The organism is Pseudomonas sp. Mn2068 (assembly GCF_049319725.1).
Classification (GTDB): domain Bacteria; phylum Pseudomonadota; class Gammaproteobacteria; order Pseudomonadales; family Pseudomonadaceae; genus Aquipseudomonas; species Aquipseudomonas gingeri.
Genome location: NZ_JBMOUG010000016.1, coordinates 129,078 through 149,707, shown reverse-complemented (window position 1 = coordinate 149,707; position 20,630 = coordinate 129,078). Strand labels below are relative to the sequence as shown.

The window sequence follows — 20,630 nt, the reverse complement described above, 5'->3', positions numbered from 1 at the left end:
CCCCGGCAACCCCGGTCAGGCTGACACCCCGGCATCCGCCGTCAGCCCCAACGCCTCGATCGCACTGATCGCGCACTGCTCGTCGATATCCGACGTATCGCCACTGATCCCGAGGGCGCCGAGCACCTGCCCGGCCTGATCGCGGATCAGCACCCCACCCGGTGCCGGCACCACGCTGCCCTGCCCCAGGCTGTTCAACGCCGCGATAAACGCCGGCCGTTGCTGCGCATCCAGCGCCAGCAGGCGCGAGCCCTTGCCCAGGGCAATCGCGCCCCAGGCCTTGCCGATGGCGATCTGCGGCCGCAGCAGGCTGGCACCGTCCTCGCGCTGCAAGGTCACCAGATGCCCGCCACCATCCAGTACCGCAATGGCCAGCGGGGCCGCGGAAATCGTCCGTCCCGCCGCAATCGCCTGGCCGGCCAGGCTGACTGCGACTTTCAAGGTTAAAGCGCTCATGGGTGCCGTCCTCATGCTGTGTTGGGAAGCCTTTGACGCTCGCCGCAAGCGTCATTCGACCCAACAAATAGAGCACAATAATAAATATTTTTGTATACAATAATTTTGCAAAAGACGCTAAACATCGTCAAAACCTCAATTTCACGGGTTCCCGACGAACGCAGTAGCCGTTTGAGAAAATGGATTGACCTGCGCCGTTCGCCGTGAATACACTCGACGCAAAGCCACTTGTATACAATTACAAAACGTAAGAGGCACAAAATAATGAGCAAAATGAGAGCAATCGAAGCCGCCGTCCTGGTGATGCGCCGCGAAGGGGTCGATACCGCCTTTGGCATTCCCGGTGCCGCGATCAACCCTCTGTACAGTGCGCTGCAAAAAGTCGGCGGCATCGATCACGTCCTTGCTCGTCATGTCGAAGGTGCCTCGCACATGGCCGAGGGCTACACCCGGACGAGGGCGGGCAATATCGGCGTGTGCATCGGCACTTCAGGGCCCGCCGGCACCGATATGGTCACCGGCCTGTACAGCGCCAGCGCCGACTCGATCCCGATCCTCTGCATCACCGGCCAGGCTCCCCGGGCGCGCCTGCACAAGGAAGACTTCCAGGCCGTGGACATCACCAGCATCGTCAAGCCGGTGACCAAGTGGGCGACCACTGTCCTGGAACCGGGCCAGGTGCCCTACGCGTTCCAGAAAGCCTTTCATGAAATGCGTTCCGGGCGGCCCGGCCCGGTACTGATCGACCTGCCGTTCGACGTGCAGATGGCGGAAATCGAGTTCGATATCGACGCCTACCAACCACTGCCGCTGGCCAAGCCCGGTGCCACCCGTATCCAGGTGGAAAAGGCCCTGGCCCTGCTCGACCAGGCCGAGCGCCCGTTGCTGGTGGCCGGTGGCGGTATCATCAATGCCGACGCCAGCGAACTGCTGGTGGAGTTCGCCGAGCTGACCGGCATCCCGGTGATCCCGACCCTGATGGGCTGGGGCACGCTGCCCGACGATCATCCGCTGATGGTCGGCATGGTCGGGCTGCAGACCTCCCACCGCTATGGCAACGCCACCCTGCTCAAGTCCGACCTGGTGCTGGGCATCGGCAACCGCTGGGCCAACCGCCATACCGGTTCGGTGGAGGTCTACACCGAAGGTCGCAAGTTCATCCACGTCGACATCGAGCCGACCCAGATCGGCCGCGTGTTCACCCCTGACCTGGGCATCGTTTCCGACGCGGCCTCGGCACTGACGGTCTTTATCGAGGTCGCCCGCGAATGGCAGGCCGCCGGCAAGCTGAAGAATCGCAGCGCCTGGTTACGCGATTGCCAGCAGCGCAAGGCCAGCCTGCAACGCAAGACCCACTTCGACAATGTGCCGGTCAAGCCCCAGCGTGTGTATGAAGAGATGAACCAGGTGTTCGGCAAGGACACCTGCTACGTCAGCACCATCGGCCTGTCGCAGATTGCCGGCGCGCAGTTCCTCCACGTCTACAAGCCACGCCACTGGATCAATTGCGGCCAGGCCGGCCCCCTGGGCTGGACCATCCCGGCGGCCCTGGGCGTGGTCAAGGCCGATCCCGAGCGCAAGGTCGTGGCGTTGTCCGGTGACTACGACTTCCAGTTCATGATCGAGGAACTGGCGGTCGGCGCGCAGTTCAAGCTGCCGTATATCCACGTCGTGGTGAACAACTCCTATCTGGGGTTGATCCGCCAGGCCCAGCGCGGCTTCGACATGGACTATTGCGTGCAGCTGTCCTTCGACAACCTCAATGCCCCGGAACTCAACGGCTACGGCGTCGACCATGTGGCCGTCGCCGAAGGCCTGGGTTGCAAGGCCCTGCGCGTGTTCGAGCCGGGCCAGATCCAGCCGGCGTTGCGCAAGGCCCAGGAGTTGATCGAGGAGTTCCGGGTGCCGGTGATCGTCGAGATCATCCTCGAGCGCGTGACCAATATTTCCATGGGCACCGAGATCAACGCCGTCAACGAGTTCGAAGACCTCGCGCTGGTCGGCAACGATGCGCCGACCGCCATCGCGCTGCTCGACTGACCGACCTTGATTGTGGGAGCGGGCCTGCTCGCGAAGAAGGCATCGAGGCGGCCAAAAGCTTCGTCGGAATGCCGCCCGGGCCCGGCCCGCTCCCACGGGATCAACGCAAACCGTTCCACAGGAGACCACCATGCCGCGTTTTGCCGCCAACCTTTCCATGCTGTTCACCGAACAGGACTTCCTCGCCCGCTTCAAGGCCGCTGCCGATGCCGGCTTCAGTGGCGTGGAATACCTGTTCCCCTACGACTTCAGCTCCGCCGAGATCAAGGCGCAACTCGATGCCCACGGCCTGACCCAGGTGCTGTTCAACCTGCCGGCCGGTGACTGGGCCAAGGGCGAGCGCGGGATCGCCTGCCACCCGGACCGAGTCGACGAATTCCGTGGCGGGGTCGACCTGGCCATCGCCTATGCCCAGGTCCTGGGCAACACCCAGATCAATTGCCTGGCCGGGATTCGCCCGCAGGGTTTCGATGAGGCCTTCCTGGAAAAGACCCTGGTCGCCAACCTCCGATACGCCGCCGACAAGCTCCAGGCCGTGGGCATCAAGCTGGTGATGGAGGCGATCAACACCCGCGACATTCCCGGTTTCTACCTGAACACCACGGCCCAGGCCCTGTCGATTCGCGAGCAGGTCGCCAGCGCCAATCTGTTCCTGCAATACGACATCTACCACATGCAGGTGATGGAGGGCGACCTGGCCCGGACCCTGAGCAATCACCTCGGCGAAATCAATCATGTGCAACTCGCCGACAACCCCGGCCGCAACGAACCGGGCACCGGCGAGATCAACTACCGCTTCCTGTTCGAACACCTGGACCGCATCGGCTACCAGGGCTGGGTCGGCTGCGAGTACAAGCCGCTGACCACCACCGAGGCCGGGCTCGGCTGGTTGAAAACCCATAACGCGATCTGAACGCATCCCCCTATGACAAGTACGACAAGAGGATTTTCTCATGGCTAAAATCGGTTTTATCGGCACCGGCATCATGGGCCACCCCATGGCTTCGAACCTGCAGAAAGCGGGTCACAGCCTGTTCCTGTCCCAGCATCACGACGCCGCTCCGGCCGACCTCGTCGCCGCTGGCGCCGTGGCCCTGGCGAACCCGAAGGAAGTCGCCCAGGAAGCCGAGTTCATCATCGTCATGGTGCCGGACACCCCGCAGGTCGAAGACGTGCTGTTCCGCGCCGATGGCATCGCCGCCGGGGTCGGCCCGGGCAAGATCGTCATCGACATGAGTTCGATCTCCCCCACCGCCACCAAGGCCTTCGCCGCCAGGATCAATGAAAAGGGCGCGCAATACCTCGATGCGCCGGTGTCCGGCGGTGAAGTCGGGGCCAAGGCCGCGACCCTGAGCATCATGATCGGCGGCGACAGCCAGGCCTTCGCCCGCGCCCTGCCGCTGTTCCAGAGCATGGGCAAGAACATCACCCTGGTCGGCGCCAATGGCGACGGCCAGACCGCCAAGGTGGCGAACCAGATCATCGTCGCCCTGAATATCCAGGCGGTGGCCGAGGCGCTGTTGTTCGCCGCGAAGAACGGCGCCGATCCGGCCAAGGTGCGTGAGGCGCTGATGGGCGGCTTTGCCTCGTCGAAAATCCTCGAAGTCCACGGCGAGCGCATGATCAAGGGCACTTTCGATCCGGGCTTCCGCATCAGCCTGCACCAGAAGGACCTGAACCTGGCCCTGGCCGGGGCCCGCGAGTTGAACATCAATCTGCCCAACACCGCCAATGCCCAGCAGGTCTTCAGCACCTGCGCGGCCATCGGCGGCAACAACTGGGACCACTCGGCGCTGATCAGGGGCCTGGAGCATATGGCCAACTTCTCGATCCACGACAAATAAGCGCGCCCTGGAGATCGTTCCCACGCGCGGCAAAGAAATGCAGCCGGTGACGCTGTGGGAGCGGGCTTGCCCGCGAAGCTTTTGAAGCGGACGCGGAGCGTCCAGTGAGGCATTCCCACGCGGAGCGTGGGAACGATCAACGCGGTGCGTCCAGTGAGGCGTTCCCACGCAGAGCCGGGGAACAATCTCTGCACCCATAACAATAAATCCGGGAGCCCGCCATGTCGGTCGATCCGCAAGCATTCCTGCGTCAGTTGTTCGCCACGGCCATCGACGCCGCCCACCCGCAACAGGTACTCGAACCCTGCCTGCCCAAGGACCGTAGCGGTCGCGTCATCGTCATCGGCGCCGGCAAGGCCGCCGCGGCCATGGCCCAGGTGGTGGAGCGCTGCTGGCAAGGGGAAATTTCCGGCCTGGTCGTCACCCGCTACGGCCACGGCGCCCCTTGCGAGAAAATCGAAGTGGTCGAAGCCGCTCACCCGGTGCCCGACGCCGCCGGTCTCGCCGTCGCCAGGCGTGTCCTGGAACGGGTCAGCGACCTCGACGAAAACGACCGGGTGATCTTCCTGCTCTCCGGTGGCGGCTCGGCCCTGCTGGCACTGCCGGCGCCCGGCATCAGCCTGGCGGACAAGCAGTCGATCAACAAGGCCCTGCTCAAGTCCGGCGCGACCATCGGCGAGATGAACTGCGTACGCAAGCACCTCTCCGCCATCAAGGGCGGCCGCCTGGCCAAGGCCTGCTGGCCGGCCAGTGTCTACACCTATGCGATTTCCGATGTCCCGGGCGACGAGGCCACGGTGATCGCCTCGGGCCCGACCGTCGGCGACCCCAGCACCTCGGCCGATGCCCTGGCGATCCTCAGGCGCCATGCCATCGAGGTTCCGGCAGCGGTGCGCAACTGGTTGCAGAGTGCCGAGTCGGAAACCGTCAAGCCCGGCGATCCGTGCCTGTCCCGCAGCCATTTCCAGTTGATCGCCCGTCCCCAGCAATCCCTCGAAGCGGCCGCGGTAAAAGCCCGTCAGGCCGGCTTCAGCCCACTGATCCTCGGCGACCTGGAAGGCGAATCCCGGGAGGTGGCGAAAGTCCATGCCGGGATTGCCCGGCAGATCGTCCAGCACGGCCAGCCGCTGGCGGCCCCCTGCGTGATTCTCTCGGGCGGTGAAACCACCGTCACCGTGCGCGGCAATGGCCGTGGCGGGCGCAATGCGGAATTCCTGCTGAGCCTGACCGACAGCCTCAAGGGCCTTCCCGGGGTCTACGCCCTGGCCGGCGACACCGACGGTATCGACGGTTCCGAAGACAACGCCGGCGCCCTGATGACACCCCAGAGCTACAGCCGCGCCCAGGCCCTGGGCCTGAGCGCCGGCGACGAACTGGACAACAACAATGGCTACGGCTACTTCGCCGCCCTGGACGCGCTGATCGTCACCGAACCGACCCGGACCAATGTCAACGACTTCCGCGCCATCCTGATTCTCGACAGCGCCGCCCATGAGAGCCCCGAACATGACGCCTGACAAGAAAGTCAAAATCCTCGCCACCCTCGGTCCCGCCACCCGTGGCATCGACGATATCCGCGAACTGGTGGAAGCCGGGGTGAATATCTTTCGCCTCAACTTCAGCCATGGCGAGCATGCCGATCATGCCCGGCGCTTCGCGTGGATCCGCAGCGTCGAGCGCCAGCTCAATTACCCGCTGGGCATCCTGATGGACCTGCAGGGCCCGAAGCTGCGGGTCGGCCGCTTTGCCGAAGGCAAGGTGCAACTGGTCCGTGGCCAGGCCCTGCGCCTGGACCTCGACAGCACGCCCGGCGATCAATGCCGGGTCAACCTGCCGCACCCGGAAATCATCGCCGCACTGGAACCGGGCATGGACCTGCTGCTGGACGATGGCAAGCTGCGCCTGCGGGTCACCGGCAAGCACCGTGATGCCATCGACACCACGGTGCTCAATGGCGGCGAGTTGTCCGACCGCAAGGGCGTCAATGTCCCGCAGGCCCTGCTGGAACTGAGCCCGTTGACGCCCAAGGATCGCCAGGACCTGAGCTTCGGCCTGGAACTGGGCGTGGACTGGGTGGCCCTGTCCTTCGTGCAGCGTCCGGAAGATATCCGCGAGGCCCGCGAGCTGATCGGCGACCGCGCCTTCCTGATGGCCAAGATCGAGAAACCGTCGGCGGTCGAACGCCTGCGGGAAATCGCCGAACTGAGCGACGCGATCATGGTTGCCCGCGGCGACCTCGGCGTCGAGGTGCCGGCCGAAAGCGTGCCGCAGATCCAGAAGGACATCATCGGCACCTGCCGCCAACTGGGCAAACCGGTGGTGGTGGCGACGCAGATGCTGGAGTCGATGCGCTTCTCCCCGGCCCCGACCCGCGCGGAAGTGACCGATGTCGCCAATGCCGTGGCCGAAGGTGCCGATGCGGTGATGCTCTCGGCCGAAACCGCTTCCGGCGACTACCCGCTGGAGGCCGTGCAGATGATGAGCAAGATCATCCGCCAGGTGGAAAGCGGGCCGGATTACCAGACCCAACTGGATGTCAGCCGGCCGCAGGCGGAGGCGACGGTCTCGGATGCCATCAGCTGTGCGATCCGCCGTATCAGCCGCATCCTGCCGGTGGCCGTGCTGGTCAACTACAGCGAGTCCGGCGCCTCCAGCCTGCGAGCGGCGCGGGAACGGCCGGCGGCACCGATCCTCAACCTCACGCCGAATGTGCAGACCGCCCGCCGCCTGAGCCTGACCTGGGGTGTGCATTCGGTGGTCAACGACCGCTTGCGACAAGTGGATGAAGTCTGTTCGACGGCCCTGGAGATTGCCCAGGCCCAGGGCATGGCGGAGCGTGGCGACACCTTGCTGATCACCGCGGGCGTGCCCTTCGGACAGCCCGGCTCGACCAACTCGCTGCAGATCGAAACCTTGATCTGAGGTGCCTGCACCGGCCTTTTCGTGGGCAAGCCCACTCCTGCAAGGGCTGAACTGTGGGAGTGGGCTTGCCCACGAAGAGAATCTCCCTGCCACAAAAAGATTCCCTGACCCGCCACCATGCAATCGAACCCCTTCAACCCGCACTGTCCCGACTGGGCCACCGCCCTGCTCAACGGCTTCAGCCAGATCGTCCTCCAGCGTCACCCGCTCTGTGGCCTGTGCTGCCTGCTGGCGATCCTGGTCGGCGCCCCGAGCCTGCTGGGCGGTGCGTTGCTGGGCGGGCTCGCCGGCCTGCTCACGGCCCAGCGCCGTGGTTATCCGAAGGCCGAGCGCCAGGCCGGCCTCTACAGCTACAACGGCGTACTGCTCGGTTTGCTGATCAGCCTGCAATGGCCCTGGTCGGCATTGCTGCCACTGCTGATCGTCGCCGCCAGCGGCCTGAGTGCGATCCTGGTCCGGCATTGGCTGGCCTGCGTCGGCGAGCGCCTACCCGCCTACACCGCACCTTTCGTTCTGCTTGGCTGGGCGCTGCTGGCCTTCGCCACGCCCCTGCCGACGATCGGCGTACCCGCATTCGAACCGCAACTGTCCGACCTGCCACGCGCGACACTCAACGGCTTCGGCCAGATCATGTTCCTCGCCGAGCCACTGGCCGGCGCGCTGATCATGACCGGCCTGTTGCTGGCCAATCGGCAGGCTGCCCTCTGGGCCCTGCTCGGCAGTTGCACGGGACTGGCATTCAGCCTTTGTACCGAACCTTCTCCGGCGCTATCGGGACTGGGCGGCTACAACGCCGCCCTCGCCGCCCTGGCCTTGAGTGCGCAACCCCGGCAACCCTGGCTGACGCTGGCCGGCGTCGCCCTGGCGATCCTCCTGGCCGCGGGCTTCGGCCCCCTGGGCCTGGCACCGCTGACCGCCCCCTTTGTCCTGGCCTGCTGGCTGGCCCGGGCCGGCGCACGGGTGCTGCTCCCGGCCCGGCTTGCGCATTGACCGCGATTCCCCCACGCTTCCCACATTTACCGTTCGGGCAGCACCTCATGAACAGCAGCAACGACTGGCGCCAACGGCTCTATGTCATGGTTTTCCAAACCGATACCGTCGCCGGCAGGCGCTTCGACAAAATCCTCCTGCTGATCATCCTCGCCAGCCTGGTGGTGGTGATCCTCGACAGCATCGAAAGCGTCCACCAGAACTTCGCCGATGCCCTGGCCTATATCGAATGGGGCTTCACCCTGATCTTCGCGATCGAATACCTGGCGCGCCTCTATTGCTCGCCACGCCCCTTGCGCTACGCCTTCAGTTTCTACGGGCTGGTGGACCTGCTGGCGATCGTCCCGGGCATCCTGGCGATCTACTACAGCGACGCCCAGTACCTGCTGATCATCCGGATCATCCGGATGCTGCGGATCTTCCGGGTACTCAAGCTCAGCCCCTACCTGAAGCAGGCCCATTACCTGCTCGATGCCCTGCGTGGCAGCAAGCAGAAGATCCTGGTATTCCTGCTCGGCGTCTGCACCCTGGTGACCGTGTTCGGCACCCTGATGTACGTGATCGAAGGCCCGGAACATGGCTTCACCAGCATTCCGAAAAGCATCTATTGGGCTATCGTCACCCTGACCACGGTCGGCTACGGCGACATCGTGCCCAAGACAGCCCTGGGCCAGGTGATCTCGGCCCTGGTGATGATCACCGGTTACTCGATCATCGCCGTGCCCACCGGGATTTTCACCGCCGAGCTGGCCAGCACCCTGCGCGGCGAACAGCTCAAGCACGATTGCCCGGTGTGCCGGAAGAACAGCCACGAACCCGAAGCCTCTTTCTGCTCCCGGTGTGGCAATGCCCTTTTCCGAAAAATGGAATAAGCACAGTACTTTTTAATCTTTAAATGACTATGCCAGCGCCGTTATAGTCGCTGGCAAAATGCCCTCTCTCTACTCGAACAAGGAATGCGCAGTGAAAAAACTCTTTGGCGCCTCACTCCTGGCCGCCGGCCTGGCCTTCGGCAGCGTGGCCCAGGCCGCCCCGACCCTGCTGAACGTGTCCTATGACGTCATGCGCGACTTCTACAAGGACTACAACACCGCCTTCCAGAAACACTGGCAGGCCGAGCACAACGAGAACATCACCCTGCAGATGTCCTTCGGCGGTTCCAGCAAACAGGCGCGTTCGGTTATCGACGGCCTGCCGGCGGACGTGATCACCATGAACATGGCCACCGACATCAACGCCCTGGTGGACAACGGCAAGCTGGTACCGGACAACTGGGTCACCCGCCTGCCGAACAACAGCGCGCCGTTCACTTCGGCCACTGTGTTTATCGTGCGCAAGGGCAACCCGAAGGCGCTGAAGGACTGGCCGGACCTGCTCAAGGACGGCGTGCAGGTCATCGTGCCGAACCCGAAGACCTCGGGTAATGGCCGCTACACCTACCTGTCGGCCTGGGGTTATGTGCTGAAGAACGGCGGTGATGAAAACAAGGCCAAGGACTTTGTCGCCAAGCTGTTCAAGCAGGCGCCAGTGCTCGATACCGGTGGCCGCGCCGCCACCACCACCTTCATGACCAACCAGATCGGCGATGTGCTGGTGACCTTCGAGAACGAAGCGGAAATGATTGCCCGCGAGTTCGGTCGTGACCAGTTCGAAGTGATCTACCCGAGCGTCTCCGCCGAAGCCGAGCCACCGGTGAGCGTGGTCGACAAGGTGGTCGACAAGAAAGGCACCCGCGCAGCGGCCGAGGAGTACTTGAAGTACCTGTGGTCGCCGGAAGGCCAGGAAATCGCCGCCAACAACTACCTGCGTCCGCGCGATCCGGCGGTGCTGGCCAAGTTCACCGACCGTTTCCCGAAAGTCGACTTCCTCTCGGTGGAAAAGACCTTTGGCGACTGGCGCACCGTGCAGAAGACCCACTTCAATGACGGTGGCGTGTTCGACCAGATCTACAACGGCAAATAACGTTCAAACCGGGCAGCAAGGCCCACTCCCACGGTATCCCTGTGGGAGCGGGCTTGCCCGCGAAGGCAATCGAACAGGCCCCCCTACATCGGTGGCTTGACCCCGTTCTCCCCCGCCGAAATCCCTGCCGCCGTCAGCTTGCCGTCCGCCCCTTGCTGGGCAAACAACACCACCTTCACACCGGGCTTGAGCAGGCTGCGATCCCCCGGCACCAGGTTGACCACCGGCACATCGTCCGGCACCACCACCTTCTTCTCGCCGCCCTTGTAGCTGAGGGTCAGGGTCCGCCCATTGGCGACCTTCAACTCACCCACGCGACCATTGGTCATAGTGCTGCCCTGTGCCAGGTCGAATGGCCGGTGACCGTCACCCGTACCGGCCAGCTCCGGCGGGAAGACATGCACTTCCATCGCCGTCAGCGTGCCATCCGGACCGGGCATCGCCGCCGTGCCGATGTAACTGCCGGGCTTGATATCCGCCAGCTTCGCCAGCGTCACGCCGCGCACCTGGGTATCCTTGGTCAGGGCGACCGTGACATCTTCGTTGGCGAGGGTATGCACCTTGAGCGCATCGGCCTCGACCGCAGTGATCTCGCCGCGTACCGCGACCCTCTGGGCCGGGGCGTCGGCGGCCTGCGCCACGCCGACAGACATCAATACCGCCAGGCTCATCGCCGAGGCCAACGCACTGCGGCGGGCCGACTTGCCGAAAATCGATTTCATGGGAATTCAGGTTCCTTGGGTAGGGGCATCAACGGTTGCAGACTCAACAAGACCGTTATAGCGCCGATCAGCAGGCTCGGGGATGAAATATCACCGCCTCGGGTTCGACTTCCTCGCCAGGGGATATGTTTGCGGACATGGCCCGGGCCGATCCGCCGACAAGCCGGCCACGCTCGCCAGGATCAGCCACTGTGTCCTGTCACTGCCCGAACTGCTTGCTCAACCCCGGCGGCACGCCGTGGACATCGGTTTCTTCCCACGGTCCGTTGGGGCTGATGGAGCGGCTCCAGCCGTTGTCCCAGCGGTAGTAGGTGCGCTGGCGGTAGAAGGTGTTGGGCTGGCTGTCGAGTACGTAGACGCCCATCTGCCCATCCCAGTGGCTGCGGCCACCCGGTGGCGGGGCGAAGGTCGCCGAGGTGCTGGGGCGTGGCTTGGCCGGTGGGATCGGCTTGCCCGGCGTCGCCGGCGGATAGGGTTGGGTGGTCGGGCCGGAAGGCGGGATCGTCGGGCCGCTCGGTGGTGGCCGATGGACCGCACAAGCGCTCAACCCCAGGACCAGCGTTAACAGGGTGAGGCGGGCGATGGCGGTCATGGCGAATTCTCTATTTGTCCGGGCTGTCGATGGTCAGGTTCTGTTGCGCGGCGGTGCTGCTGGCCAACGGCTGGCTGCGCCCGATCCACTCGCCCGCCGTCGGCTGGCCGGCGCGGGAAATCCGTGCAACCAGTTGGACTTCAGGAAAGTTCGACAGTTTCAATTGCGGCATCATCGCGTCCGCATCGCCCAGTTCGACCGTGGCCGGCAGGTCGGCAACCGTCAGCCGCTTGGCCGCCAACGGCGCCGGCGGCCCCTGGGTCGCACGGGCGAAGACAAAGACGCTGTCGCCCGGCTGGACCTTGGCTTTCAGGTCCGCGGCCAGATCTACCCGCACCTTCAGCACAGCGGTCCTGGCAACGACGGCTTCGGCGACCTTGCCACCACCTTGCACCAGTTTTTCGCTGGCGCGGTCGATGCCGCCCTGCAACGCGGCGCGGGACTGATCTTCGGGTGGCAGTTGGGCCAGCAGGCGTTTCCAGTAGTCGATGGCCTCCTGGTAACGCTGGCCTTCGAACGCGGCAATGCCGAGCAGGCCCAGGCTGGTGACTTCCTTCGGGTCGGCCTTGAGGGCTTCGTCGGTCAGCGCCTGGACCTGCGGCGACCATTGCTTGCCATCGGCGAAGTACTGCGCCTGCGCCCACTGCCCCAGCAGCTCGGGCTGGCGACCGGCAAGCCTGACCGTGCGTTCGAAGATCTTCGCCGCCTCACCCGCGCGATCCTGGGCCATATAGGCGCGACCGAGGAAGTACAGCCCCTCGGCGGAGTCCGGCTGGGCCGCGACCGCCCGTTCCAGGCGCCGGGTCATGTCTTCCATGGACTGCGGTGCCTGGGCGAATTCGCGGGTCAGTTCGACTTTGTCGCTGGCGCCGAAATGCAGGTACAGCGCCAGCCCGAGCACCGGCACCAGCACCGCCGCCAGCAGCGGCAACGGCTTGCCCAGGCGCGAAACCCGCGCCGGCGCCACGCCCTCGGTATCGGCCAGCAATTCGCGGGCGGCCTCGGCACGGCCAGTGTCCATCTGCTGTGCCGTCAGTACGCCCTCCTCCTGCTGAGCCTGCAGCTCAGCCACGCGCTCCTGGTACAGCGCCACGTTCAGCGCGGTGCGATCTTCTTCCCGCTGGGCGCGGCGATCACGCAATACCGGGATCAGCAGGAAACTCAGGGCGATCAGTAACAACAGACCTGTAGCGAGCCAGAAATCAATCATTCGTGGTTTTTATCCAGCAGGTGGTCGAGGCGCTCGCGCTCCTCGGCGGAAAGCGCGTCCGGGGCTTCGCTGCGCTGGGCGCGGCGGCGACGGACGATCACGGCGATCACGACCAGGCCGCCCAGCAGCAGCCCGGCGGGACCGAACCAGAGCAACGCGGTCTTGCCGGTCAGGGCCGGCTTGTAGCGGACGAAGTCACCATAACGATCGACCATGAAATCGATGATCTGCTGATTGTCCTTGCCCTCGCCGAGCATGCGGAAGATCTCCCGGCGCAGGTCGGCGGCAATCGGCGCGTTGGAGTCGGCGATGTCCTGGTTCTGGCACTTGGGGCAGCGCAGTTCCTTGGTCAGGTCACGGAAACGCTCGCGCTCGGCATCGTTGGCGAACTCGTAGGTATCGATGGCGGCGTGGGCCACGCCGGTCAGGGCCAGGCCCAGGGCAATGGCGGCCAACCAGCGCTTCATGGCCGGGCCTCGTCCACCAGCGACTGGTAGACCGCCGCCAGTTGTTCGCGCCAGACCACTTCGTCGATCACCCCGACATACTTGTGGCGAATCACACCCTTGGCATCGATGAAGAAGGTTTCCGGCGCGCCATACACACCCAGGTCCAGGCCCAGGGTGCCCTGCTCGTCGCGAATATCCAGCTGGTACGGATTGTGGAAATCCTTCAGCCATTTCAGTGCCTCGGCGTTGTCATCCTTGTAGTTCACGCCGTAGATCTGCACGCCCTGCTGGGCCAGTTTGTTCAGGACCGGGTGCTCGACCCGGCAGGAAATGCACCAGGTCCCCCAGACGTTGACCAGCGCCGGCTTGCCATGCAGGTCGAGCTGGGTCAGGGTCTTGTCGCCCTGCACATTGGGCAGGGAAAACGCCGGGAACGGCTTGCCGATCATGGCCGAGGGCAACTCGGCCGGGTCCAGGTACAGGCCCCGATACAGAAACACCGCCACCACCAGGAACAGCGCCAGCGGCACTACCATTATCCAACGCTTCATGCAGTCGCTCCACTCATGCCCAGTGCTTCCCGCACACGGCTCTTGACCTTGACCCGATAACGCCGGTCCAGCGCTGCCAGCAAACCACCGAGGCCGGTCAGCAGGCCGCCGAACCAGATCCAGCGGACAAACGGCTTGACGTGCACCCGTACCGCCCAGGCGCCATCGCCCAGCGGTTCGCCGAGGGCGACATAGAGGTCACGGGTGAAACCGGCGTCGATCCCGGCTTCGGTCATCATCGATTGCTGCACGGTGTAGAGACGTTTCTCCGGATGCAGCACGGCGATTTCCTTGCCGTTGTCGATGACCCGGATAGTGCCTTTGTCCGAGGTGAAGTTCGGCCCCTCGAAATGCTTCGCCCCTTCGAAGAGAAAGTGATAACCGGCCAGTTCCATGGACTCGCCCGGCGCCAGGCGCAAGTCGCGTTCGGCGCTCTCCTGGCTCGACAGCACCACGCCCAAGGCGCAGACCGCGATCCCCAGGTGCGCCAGCTGCATGCCCCAGTAGCTGCGGGTCAGGCCCGGCAGGCCCTTGACCAGGCCTTTGTGGCGGGTCTTGTCGAGAATGTCGCGCACACCCGCCAGCAACACCCAGGCCGCCAGCAGGAAGGTCGCCAGCACCGCCCAGTTGAAGTCGCCGTAGACCACGCCCGCGACCACGGCCAGGGCCACGCTGCCCAGCAGGACCGGGGTCAGCATGCCTACCAGCCATTTCACCGGGGTGTCTTTCCAGCGCACCAGCACGCCGACTGCCATCACTACCATCAACAGCGCCATCAGCGGGATGAACAGTGCATTGAAGTACGGCGGGCCGACCGACAGCTTGGCCCCGCTCAGGGCATCGAGCACCAGCGGATACAGGGTACCCAGGAGGATCATCGACGCGGCCACCACCAGCACCAGGTTGTTGCCCAGCAGCAGGGTTTCGCGGGACCACAGGTTGAAGCCGACATGGCTTTTCACCACCGGCGCCCGCAGGGCGAACAAGGTCAGCGAACCGCCGACCACGAACAGCAGGAAGATCAGGATGAACACGCCGCGTGCCGGATCGGATGCGAACGCATGCACCGAGGTCAGCACGCCCGAACGCACGAGGAAGGTCCCGAGCAGGCTGAGGGAGAACGCGGCGATGGCGAGCAGGACGGTCCAGCTCTTGAACACCCCGCGCTTTTCCGTGACCGCCAGGGAATGGATCAGCGCCGTGCCTACCAGCCAGGGCATGAACGAGGCGTTTTCCACCGGGTCCCAGAACCACCAGCCGCCCCAGCCGAGCTCGTAGTAGGCCCACCAGGAGCCGAGGGTGATACCGATGCCGAGGAATGCCCAGGCGACAATGGTCCATGGCCGCGACCAGCGCGCCCAGGCCGCGTCGAGCCGACCACCGAGCAGCGCGGCGATGGCGAAGGCGAAGGCCACGGAGAAACCGACATAACCCATGTAGAGCATCGGCGGATGGACGATCAGGCCGATGTCCTGCAGCAACGGGTTGAGGTCGCGCCCGTCCGCCGGGATCTGCGGCAGGATGCGCGAGAACGGGTTGGACGTGAGGATCAGGAACAGCAGGAAGCCGGTGCTGATCATGCCCATCACCGCCAGCACCCGGGCCAGCATCACTTGCGGCAACTGCCGGGAGAACACCGACACGGCGAAGGTCCAGCCGCCGAGGATCAGCGCCCAGAGCAGCAGCGAACCTTCGTGGGCACCCCACACGGCACTGAACTTGAAGTACCAGGGCAACGCGCTGTTGGAGTTGTTGGCGACATAACCGACGGAAAAGTCATCGGTCATGAAGGCGTAGGTCAGGGCGCCGAAAGCGAAGGCGAGGAAGGCGAACTGCCCCCAGGCCGCGGGCTGCGCGAGGCTCATCCACAGGCGATCGCCGCGCCAGGCGCCAAGCAGGGGGACGACGGCTTGCACGACGGCAAAGCACAGCGCGAGGATCATGGCCAGGTGGCCCAGCTCAGGTATCAGAAGCCCCGAAATCATCGATCAACCCTCCTTGGCGGGAACAGGTGCGGACTGGCCGCTGTCTTTGAGCGCCTTGGTCACTTCCGGCGGCATGTACTTCTCGTCGTGCTTGGCCAGGACTTCATCGGCGACCACCACGCCGTCGGCGTTCAGCTTGCCCAGTGCGACGATACCCTGCCCTTCGCGGAACAGGTCCGGGAGGATCCCGCGGTAGGTGATGGTCACGGACTTGTTGAAATCGGTGACCACGAATTTCACGTCCAGGGAGTCGCCGGAACGTACCAGCGAGCCCTTCTCGACCATGCCACCGGCACGGATCCGCGTGTCCCGGGGTGCTTCGCCATTGGCGATCTGGGTCGGGGTGTAGAACAGGTTGATGTTCTCCTGCAACGCGCTCAAGGCCAGGCCGACGGCAGCGCCGACCCCGACCAGGATCGCCAGGATGATGATCAGACGCTTCTTGCGCAGCGGGTTCACTTGGCATTCTCCCGGCGCAGACGTCGCGCCTCTTGTTGCAGGTAACGCCGGCGGGCCAGCAGCGGCGCCACGACGTTCAGGACCAGTACCGCGAGGCAGATGCCATAGGCCGACCAGACATACAGGCCATGATGGCCCATGGCGAGAAAATCGCCGAATGAAGCAAAACTCATCGGGCCGCCTCCAGCTCGTTCAACACTTCAGCCCTGACCCAACTGGCCCGGGCCTCGCGCTTGAGCACTTCGAGGCGCATGCGCAGCAGCACCACGGCTCCGAAGAAGCAGTAGAAGCCCAGCACGGTCAGCAGCAGCGGCATCCACATCTCGACGGGCATCGCCGGTTTCTCGGTGAGGCTGAAGGTCGCGCCCTGGTGCAGGGTGTTCCACCACTCCACCGAATACTTGATGATCGGGATATTGATCACGCCGACAATCGCCAGCACCGCACAGGCCTTGGCCGCACTGTCGCGGTTGGTGATGGCATTGCCCAGGGCGATCAGGCCGAAATAGAGGAACAGCAGGATCAGCATCGAGGTCAGGCGTGCGTCCCAGACCCACCATGCGCCCCAGGTCGGCTTGCCCCAGATGGCTCCGGTGAGCAGCGCCACGGCGGTCATCCAGGCGCCGATGGGCGCCGCGCATTGCAGGGCGACATCGGCCAGCTTCATCTTCCACACCAGCCCCACCACACCACAGACCGCCAGCAGCACATAGCAAGACTGGGCCAGCATCGCGGCCGGCACGTGGATGTAGATGATGCGAAAGCTGTTGCCTTGCTGGTAGTCCGGTGGCGCGAAGGCCAGGCCCCAGACCACGCCGACGCCGATCAGCAGCACGGCGGCGATGCTCAGCCAGGGCAACAGGCGCCCGCTGATGCCATAGAACCATTTGGGCGAGCCCAGCTTATGAAACCAAGTCCAGTTCATCACGGTACATCCAAGGGTCTTTGCTGGTCAGAAATCGACCAGACCTCATTATTCGCCGACGCTGATCTTCAGGCCAGCCGCTATTGCAAAAGGTGTCAGGGTTACCGCCAGGGCGGCCAGGCTGCCAAGCCAGAGCAGGTAACCCGTTGCCGGCATGCCCTGCAACGCGGCCTGCAAGGCCCCGCTGCCGAGTATCAGCACCGGGATATACAACGGCAGGATCAGCAACGCCAGCAGCAGGCCACCACGCTTGAGCCCCACGGTCAGTGCCGCACCCACGGCGCCGAGCAGGCTCAGCACCGGTGTCCCCAATAACAGTGACAGCAGCAGCACCGGCAGGCAGGCGCTCGGCAGGCCGAGCATCAGCGCCAGCAACGGCGCCAGCAGCACCAGGGCCAGGCCGGAAAACACCCAGTGTGCCAGTACCTTGGCCAAAACCAGAAGGGCCAGGGGGTGCGACGAAAGGACCCACTGCTCGAGGGAACCGTCTTCGAAATCACTGCGGAAAAGCCCGTCCAGCGAGAGCAGGACGGACAAAAGCGCCGCGACCCAGACCAGCCCCGGAGACAAGGTTTGCAACAGTTTAGTCTCGGGACCGACCGCCAGCGGGAACAACGCGATCACGATGGCAAAGAACACCAGCGGGTTGGCCAGTTCCGCCGGACGCCGGAACAGCAGCCGCGCTTCGCGGGCGAACAACAGCCCGAAGACGCTCATACGGCCCACCGTCCGAGATCGAGGTCGCGGTAGCCGGCCGGCACGCGGGTCAGGCTGTGATGGGTGGTCAGCACGATCATGCCACCGCGTTCGCAGTGGGCGGCGAGATGTTCTTCGAGCTGCGCCACGCCCTGCTTGTCCAGGGCCGTGAAGGGTTCATCGAGGATCCACAGCGGCGGACTGTCCAGGTACAGCCGGGCCAGGGCCACACGGCGCTGCTGGCCGGCCGACAAGGTATGGCAGGGCACATCCTCGAAACCGCGCAGGCCGACGGCCGCCAGCGCCTGCCAGATCGCCTCGCGTCCGGCCGGCTGGTGCAGCGCACAGAGCCAGCTGAGGTTTTCCTCGGCGCTCAGCAGATCCTTGATGCCGGCGGCATGGCCGATCCACAGCAGCGTGCGCGCCAGCTCGCCGTGATGGCCGTGCAGCGGTTCGCCATTGAGACGGATCTCGCCGGCAGTCGGCTGCATCAACCCGGCCAGCAGGCGCAACAGGCTGGTCTTGCCGCTGCCGTTGGGGCCGCTGATCTGCAACATGTCGCCGGGGCTCAGGCGCAATTCGAGGTTCTCGAAGAGCATCCGCCAGTCACGCTCACAGGCGAGCGCTACGGCTTCTAGAAGAGGGCTGGTCAAATGATCGAGGCCTTTTGCGGTTCTCAAGTCGGCCATGGCGCGGCCGTTAACGTGAGGCAGAATAAATGCTTTTGCGGCTCTATCCACAGAGCTGTGTCAATTTATGCGATATTTTGGACACACTTTCGGGGTGGCGCGGCATTATACATGCCATGCCCTACTCCAAAGAGGGCTATTTCGACAGGTTGCGACCCGATGACAGGCGAACTCAACATCACTCCCCTGGCCCAGTTGATCCAGGCCAGCAGCCGTCCGGCGGTCCTCGCCAGCGAACTGCTGAAGCTGACCCCGCCCCTCGACGGACTGATCGCTCCCGGGCAAAGCGCCAAGGCCGATGTGCTGTCGCTGAAGCAGGCCGACCAGACCTTCCAGCTGTTGCTCAAGCTGACCACCGACAATGGCCGCCAGACCACCGTGCAGGCCACCAGCAACCAGCCGCTGCCCCAGGGCACCCAACTGACCGTGACCCAACCCTCGGCCGGCAACCTGGCCATCACCGTGCAGCAGGCGCTCAGCGCCAGCGTTGCCGCCCTGACCCGCCTGGAAACCACGCAACTGCCGGCCGGGACCCTGCTGCAAGGCAAGGTCATGACCACCCAGGTGCTGCCGCAGGTGCCGGGGCAACCGCTGGTCTATCGCTCGCTGGTGAGCCTGCTCAATACCGTGCTGAGCGGCACCACCCTGGCCCTCGACAGTCCGCAACCGCTGCGTATCGGCAGCCTGCTCAGCGCCCTGGTGCAGGACTCGCAGAGCCTGAGCTTCGTGCCGCTGAGCGGCCGCCAGGACCAGTTGGCGGTGGCCCAGCAACTGCTGGCCCAGCAAGGCCGCCAGGGCTCTCTGGACAGCCTGATCAACAGCCTGCAGAACCTGCCGCGCAAAGACGACCTGCCCGCCGACCTGCGTGCCGCCATCGCCACCCTGCTCGACGATCTGCCCGACCTCGCACAGTTGAGCAACCCCAAGGGCCTGGCCCTGGCCCTGCAGAACAGCGGACTGTTTCTCGAGGCCAGGCTGTTGCTGGGACAGAACCCGGCCATGGCGCCGGACCTCAAGGGCAACCTGTTGCGCCTGATCGCCCAGATCATGCCGCAGTTACCGGACACCCCGGCCAGCAACCCGGGTGCCTCCGCCGCCGTGCTGGCCCAGGCCTTGCCGGGATTTGTCCGCAGTGCCCTGGGGGCGCTTGGGCAGGTCGGCGGCAAGGCCGAGCCCGTCAGTTTTCCCCTGCCCTCGCGGCTGCTGCAGAGCCTGGCCGGCGAAGGCGGTCTGGAGAACCTGCTGCGTCTCGCCGCCGCGGCCGTTTCGCGCCTGCAAAGCCATCAACTGTCGAGCCTGGAACAGACCGGCCGAACGCCCGACGGCAACCTGCAAACCACCTGGCAACTGGAAATCCCAATGCGCAACCTGCAGGACATCGTGCCCCTGCAGATCAAGATCCAACACGAAGAAACCCCGGAGAAGGAATCCGGCGAGAAACCCGAGCAACGCGAGCAGAAGGCACCGCTATGGCGCGTGGAACTGGCCTTCGACCTGGACCCGCTGGGCCCGCTCCATGTCCAGGCGCAACTGCTGCAAGGCAACCTGTCTGGCCATCTCTGGGCCGAGCGGCCCTACACCGCCAGCCTGATCGAAAGCGAGCTGGGGGCGTTGCGTGAACAATTGCGCAACAGCGGCCTGAACGTCGGCGAACTCGATTGCCACCAGGGCACGCCGCCACAAGGCACTCAAACCCGACTGGAACAACGCTGGGTCGACGAAACCGCATGAAGAATCCGCATACCCCGCGCCAGGCCATCGCCCTCAAGTACGATGGCCAGCAAGCCCCGACCCTGACCGCCAAGGGCGATGAAGAGTTGGCCGAAGCCATCCTCAAGCTGGCCCGCGACTACGAAGTGCCGATCTACGAGAATGCCGAACTGGTGAAACTGCTGGCGCGCCTGGAACTGGGCGACAGCATTCCGGAGGAGTTGTACCGGACCATTGCCGAGATCATCGCCTTCGCCTGGCGCTTGAAAGGCAAGTTTCCCCAGGGACAGGACCCCGATGCGCCGGCGGTGGAGAAGGATGTGACAGCCAGGGGAGACGACTACTGATGATCGCTCCCACAGGGCCTGCAGCCGTGACGCTGTGGGAGCGGGCTCGCCCGCGAAGCTTTTGAGCGGACGCGGAGCGTC

Annotated in this window: 22 protein-coding genes; 10 read left to right on the top strand and 12 right to left on the bottom strand. The window is 64.7% G+C overall.

All coding sequences use genetic code 11. From position 1 onward, the window contains the following. Positions 1-15 precede the first annotated feature (15 nt). A complete protein-coding gene (locus tag ACL9RJ_RS27895; RefSeq protein WP_042934616.1) occupies positions 16-456 on the bottom strand; it encodes a GlcG/HbpS family heme-binding protein in 441 nt (146 codons plus the stop codon). Positions 457-720: 264 nt separating this feature from the next. Between ACL9RJ_RS27895 and gcl the strand changes: the two genes are divergently transcribed. The 8 genes from gcl (at position 721) to ACL9RJ_RS27855 (ending at position 10,214) form a co-directional block, all read left to right on the top strand. Further along, positions 721-2,496: a glyoxylate carboligase gene (gene gcl, locus ACL9RJ_RS27890; protein WP_042934617.1), complete on the top strand. Its 1,776-nt coding sequence runs from the start codon at positions 721-723 to the stop codon at positions 2,494-2,496. Positions 2,497-2,626: 130 nt separating this feature from the next. Then, positions 2,627-3,409 carry a hydroxypyruvate isomerase gene (gene hyi, locus ACL9RJ_RS27885; protein ID WP_177107071.1) on the top strand — a complete coding sequence of 261 codons (783 nt, stop codon included), beginning with the start codon at positions 2,627-2,629 and terminating at the stop codon, positions 3,407-3,409. A 40-nt stretch (positions 3,410-3,449) separates the two neighbouring features. After that, entirely contained in the window at positions 3,450-4,340 is an 891-nt protein-coding gene (locus ACL9RJ_RS27880; protein ID WP_422765862.1) for a 2-hydroxy-3-oxopropionate reductase, read from the top strand. 221 nt (positions 4,341-4,561) lie between these two features. Further along, complete coding sequence (locus ACL9RJ_RS27875) at positions 4,562-5,857, top strand: glycerate kinase type-2 family protein (RefSeq protein ID WP_422765861.1); 1,296 nt, start codon at positions 4,562-4,564, stop codon at positions 5,855-5,857. Continuing rightward, complete coding sequence (gene pyk / locus ACL9RJ_RS27870) at positions 5,847-7,262, top strand: pyruvate kinase (protein WP_422765860.1); 1,416 nt, start codon at positions 5,847-5,849, stop codon at positions 7,260-7,262. The genes ACL9RJ_RS27875 and pyk overlap by 11 nt, the downstream gene beginning before the upstream one ends. Before the next feature lie 117 nt (positions 7,263-7,379). Then, a complete protein-coding gene (locus ACL9RJ_RS27865; RefSeq protein WP_177064851.1) occupies positions 7,380-8,252 on the top strand; it encodes an urea transporter in 873 nt (290 codons plus the stop codon). 47 nt (positions 8,253-8,299) lie between these two features. Beyond that, the gene (locus ACL9RJ_RS27860; RefSeq protein ID WP_017124385.1) at positions 8,300-9,124 is read left to right on the top strand and encodes an ion transporter; all 825 of its coding nucleotides are present in this window, start codon (positions 8,300-8,302) and stop codon (positions 9,122-9,124) included. A 91-nt stretch (positions 9,125-9,215) separates the two neighbouring features. Beyond that, entirely contained in the window at positions 9,216-10,214 is a 999-nt protein-coding gene (locus ACL9RJ_RS27855; protein ID WP_017124386.1) for a sulfate ABC transporter substrate-binding protein, read from the top strand. Positions 10,215-10,297: 83 nt separating this feature from the next. Here the strand turns inward: ACL9RJ_RS27855 and ACL9RJ_RS27850 are convergent, their stop codons facing one another. The 11 genes from ACL9RJ_RS27850 to ccmA all read right to left on the bottom strand — a co-directional run bounded on the left by ACL9RJ_RS27850 (position 10,298) and on the right by ccmA (position 18,492). Continuing rightward, complete coding sequence (locus ACL9RJ_RS27850; protein ID WP_017124387.1) at positions 10,298-10,936, bottom strand: DUF5666 domain-containing protein; 639 nt, start codon at positions 10,934-10,936, stop codon at positions 10,298-10,300. A 199-nt stretch (positions 10,937-11,135) separates the two neighbouring features. Then, positions 11,136-11,528, bottom strand: coding sequence for a hypothetical protein (locus ACL9RJ_RS27845; RefSeq protein ID WP_017124388.1), 393 nt, complete (start codon positions 11,526-11,528; stop codon positions 11,136-11,138). 10 nt (positions 11,529-11,538) lie between these two features. Continuing rightward, positions 11,539-12,738, bottom strand: a complete 1,200-nt coding sequence (gene ccmI / locus ACL9RJ_RS27840; RefSeq protein ID WP_177088478.1) for a c-type cytochrome biogenesis protein CcmI — start codon at positions 12,736-12,738, stop codon at positions 11,539-11,541. Then, positions 12,735-13,205 carry a cytochrome c-type biogenesis protein gene (locus ACL9RJ_RS27835; RefSeq protein ID WP_178991514.1) on the bottom strand — a complete coding sequence of 157 codons (471 nt, stop codon included), beginning with the start codon at positions 13,203-13,205 and terminating at the stop codon, positions 12,735-12,737. Before ACL9RJ_RS27835 ends, ccmI begins: the two co-directional genes overlap by 4 nt. Then, positions 13,202-13,738: a DsbE family thiol:disulfide interchange protein gene (locus tag ACL9RJ_RS27830; protein WP_177060452.1), complete on the bottom strand. Its 537-nt coding sequence runs from the start codon at positions 13,736-13,738 to the stop codon at positions 13,202-13,204. Before ACL9RJ_RS27830 ends, ACL9RJ_RS27835 begins: the two co-directional genes overlap by 4 nt. Further along, positions 13,735-15,708, bottom strand: a complete 1,974-nt coding sequence (locus tag ACL9RJ_RS27825) for a heme lyase CcmF/NrfE family subunit (RefSeq protein WP_177088653.1) — start codon at positions 15,706-15,708, stop codon at positions 13,735-13,737. Before ACL9RJ_RS27825 ends, ACL9RJ_RS27830 begins: the two co-directional genes overlap by 4 nt. 18 nt (positions 15,709-15,726) lie before the next feature. Beyond that, positions 15,727-16,182: a cytochrome c maturation protein CcmE gene (ccmE, locus tag ACL9RJ_RS27820; protein WP_177088482.1), complete on the bottom strand. Its 456-nt coding sequence runs from the start codon at positions 16,180-16,182 to the stop codon at positions 15,727-15,729. Continuing rightward, positions 16,179-16,355 carry a heme exporter protein CcmD gene (gene ccmD, locus ACL9RJ_RS27815; protein WP_017124394.1) on the bottom strand — a complete coding sequence of 59 codons (177 nt, stop codon included), beginning with the start codon at positions 16,353-16,355 and terminating at the stop codon, positions 16,179-16,181. Before ccmD ends, ccmE begins: the two co-directional genes overlap by 4 nt. Next, positions 16,352-17,110 carry a heme ABC transporter permease gene (locus ACL9RJ_RS27810; RefSeq protein WP_177088484.1) on the bottom strand — a complete coding sequence of 253 codons (759 nt, stop codon included), beginning with the start codon at positions 17,108-17,110 and terminating at the stop codon, positions 16,352-16,354. Before ACL9RJ_RS27810 ends, ccmD begins: the two co-directional genes overlap by 4 nt. Before the next feature lie 45 nt (positions 17,111-17,155). Further along, on the bottom strand, positions 17,156-17,824 hold the full coding sequence (gene ccmB / locus ACL9RJ_RS27805) for a heme exporter protein CcmB (protein ID WP_177117861.1): 669 nt from the start codon (positions 17,822-17,824) through the stop codon (positions 17,156-17,158). Then, positions 17,821-18,492 (bottom strand): cytochrome c biogenesis heme-transporting ATPase CcmA, encoded by a 672-nt coding sequence (gene ccmA / locus ACL9RJ_RS27800; RefSeq protein ID WP_167331617.1) that lies wholly within the window; start codon positions 18,490-18,492, stop codon positions 17,821-17,823. Before ccmA ends, ccmB begins: the two co-directional genes overlap by 4 nt. Positions 18,493-18,651: 159 nt before the next feature. Between ccmA and ACL9RJ_RS27795 the strand changes: the two genes are divergently transcribed. Together ACL9RJ_RS27795 and ACL9RJ_RS27790 are read left to right on the top strand one after the other, a co-directional pair. Further along, positions 18,652-20,223 (top strand): flagellar hook-length control protein FliK, encoded by a 1,572-nt coding sequence (locus tag ACL9RJ_RS27795; protein ID WP_422765859.1) that lies wholly within the window; start codon positions 18,652-18,654, stop codon positions 20,221-20,223. Beyond that, positions 20,220-20,549, top strand: a complete 330-nt coding sequence (locus tag ACL9RJ_RS27790) for an EscU/YscU/HrcU family type III secretion system export apparatus switch protein (RefSeq protein ID WP_017124399.1) — start codon at positions 20,220-20,222, stop codon at positions 20,547-20,549. The genes ACL9RJ_RS27795 and ACL9RJ_RS27790 overlap by 4 nt, the downstream gene beginning before the upstream one ends. The last annotated feature ends 81 nt before the right edge of the window (positions 20,550-20,630 follow it).

Excerpts from the sequence above, each read along its gene's own strand:
- ACL9RJ_RS27895 (WP_042934616.1), bottom strand. The coding sequence starts at position 456 with ATGAGCGCTTTAACCTTGAAAGTCGCAGTCAGCCTGGCCGGCCAGGCG.
- gcl (WP_042934617.1), top strand. The coding sequence starts at position 721 with ATGAGCAAAATGAGAGCAATCGAAGCCGCCGTCCTGGTGATGCGCCGC.
- hyi (WP_177107071.1), top strand. The coding sequence starts at position 2,627 with ATGCCGCGTTTTGCCGCCAACCTTTCCATGCTGTTCACCGAACAGGAC.
- ACL9RJ_RS27880 (WP_422765862.1), top strand. The coding sequence starts at position 3,450 with ATGGCTAAAATCGGTTTTATCGGCACCGGCATCATGGGCCACCCCATG.
- ACL9RJ_RS27875 (WP_422765861.1), top strand. The coding sequence starts at position 4,562 with ATGTCGGTCGATCCGCAAGCATTCCTGCGTCAGTTGTTCGCCACGGCC.
- pyk (WP_422765860.1), top strand. The coding sequence starts at position 5,847 with ATGACGCCTGACAAGAAAGTCAAAATCCTCGCCACCCTCGGTCCCGCC.
- ACL9RJ_RS27865 (WP_177064851.1), top strand. The coding sequence starts at position 7,380 with ATGCAATCGAACCCCTTCAACCCGCACTGTCCCGACTGGGCCACCGCC.
- ACL9RJ_RS27860 (WP_017124385.1), top strand. The coding sequence starts at position 8,300 with ATGAACAGCAGCAACGACTGGCGCCAACGGCTCTATGTCATGGTTTTC.
- ACL9RJ_RS27850 (WP_017124387.1), bottom strand. The coding sequence starts at position 10,936 with ATGAAATCGATTTTCGGCAAGTCGGCCCGCCGCAGTGCGTTGGCCTCG.
- ACL9RJ_RS27845 (WP_017124388.1), bottom strand. The coding sequence starts at position 11,528 with ATGACCGCCATCGCCCGCCTCACCCTGTTAACGCTGGTCCTGGGGTTG.
- ccmI (WP_177088478.1), bottom strand. The coding sequence starts at position 12,738 with ATGATTGATTTCTGGCTCGCTACAGGTCTGTTGTTACTGATCGCCCTG.
- ACL9RJ_RS27835 (WP_178991514.1), bottom strand. The coding sequence starts at position 13,205 with ATGAAGCGCTGGTTGGCCGCCATTGCCCTGGGCCTGGCCCTGACCGGC.
- ACL9RJ_RS27830 (WP_177060452.1), bottom strand. The coding sequence starts at position 13,738 with ATGAAGCGTTGGATAATGGTAGTGCCGCTGGCGCTGTTCCTGGTGGTG.
- ccmD (WP_017124394.1), bottom strand. The coding sequence starts at position 16,355 with ATGAGTTTTGCTTCATTCGGCGATTTTCTCGCCATGGGCCATCATGGC.
- ccmB (WP_177117861.1), bottom strand. The coding sequence starts at position 17,824 with ATGAGCGTCTTCGGGCTGTTGTTCGCCCGCGAAGCGCGGCTGCTGTTC.
- ccmA (WP_167331617.1), bottom strand. The coding sequence starts at position 18,492 with ATGGCCGACTTGAGAACCGCAAAAGGCCTCGATCATTTGACCAGCCCT.
- ACL9RJ_RS27795 (WP_422765859.1), top strand. The coding sequence starts at position 18,652 with ATGACAGGCGAACTCAACATCACTCCCCTGGCCCAGTTGATCCAGGCC.
- ACL9RJ_RS27790 (WP_017124399.1), top strand. The coding sequence starts at position 20,220 with ATGAAGAATCCGCATACCCCGCGCCAGGCCATCGCCCTCAAGTACGAT.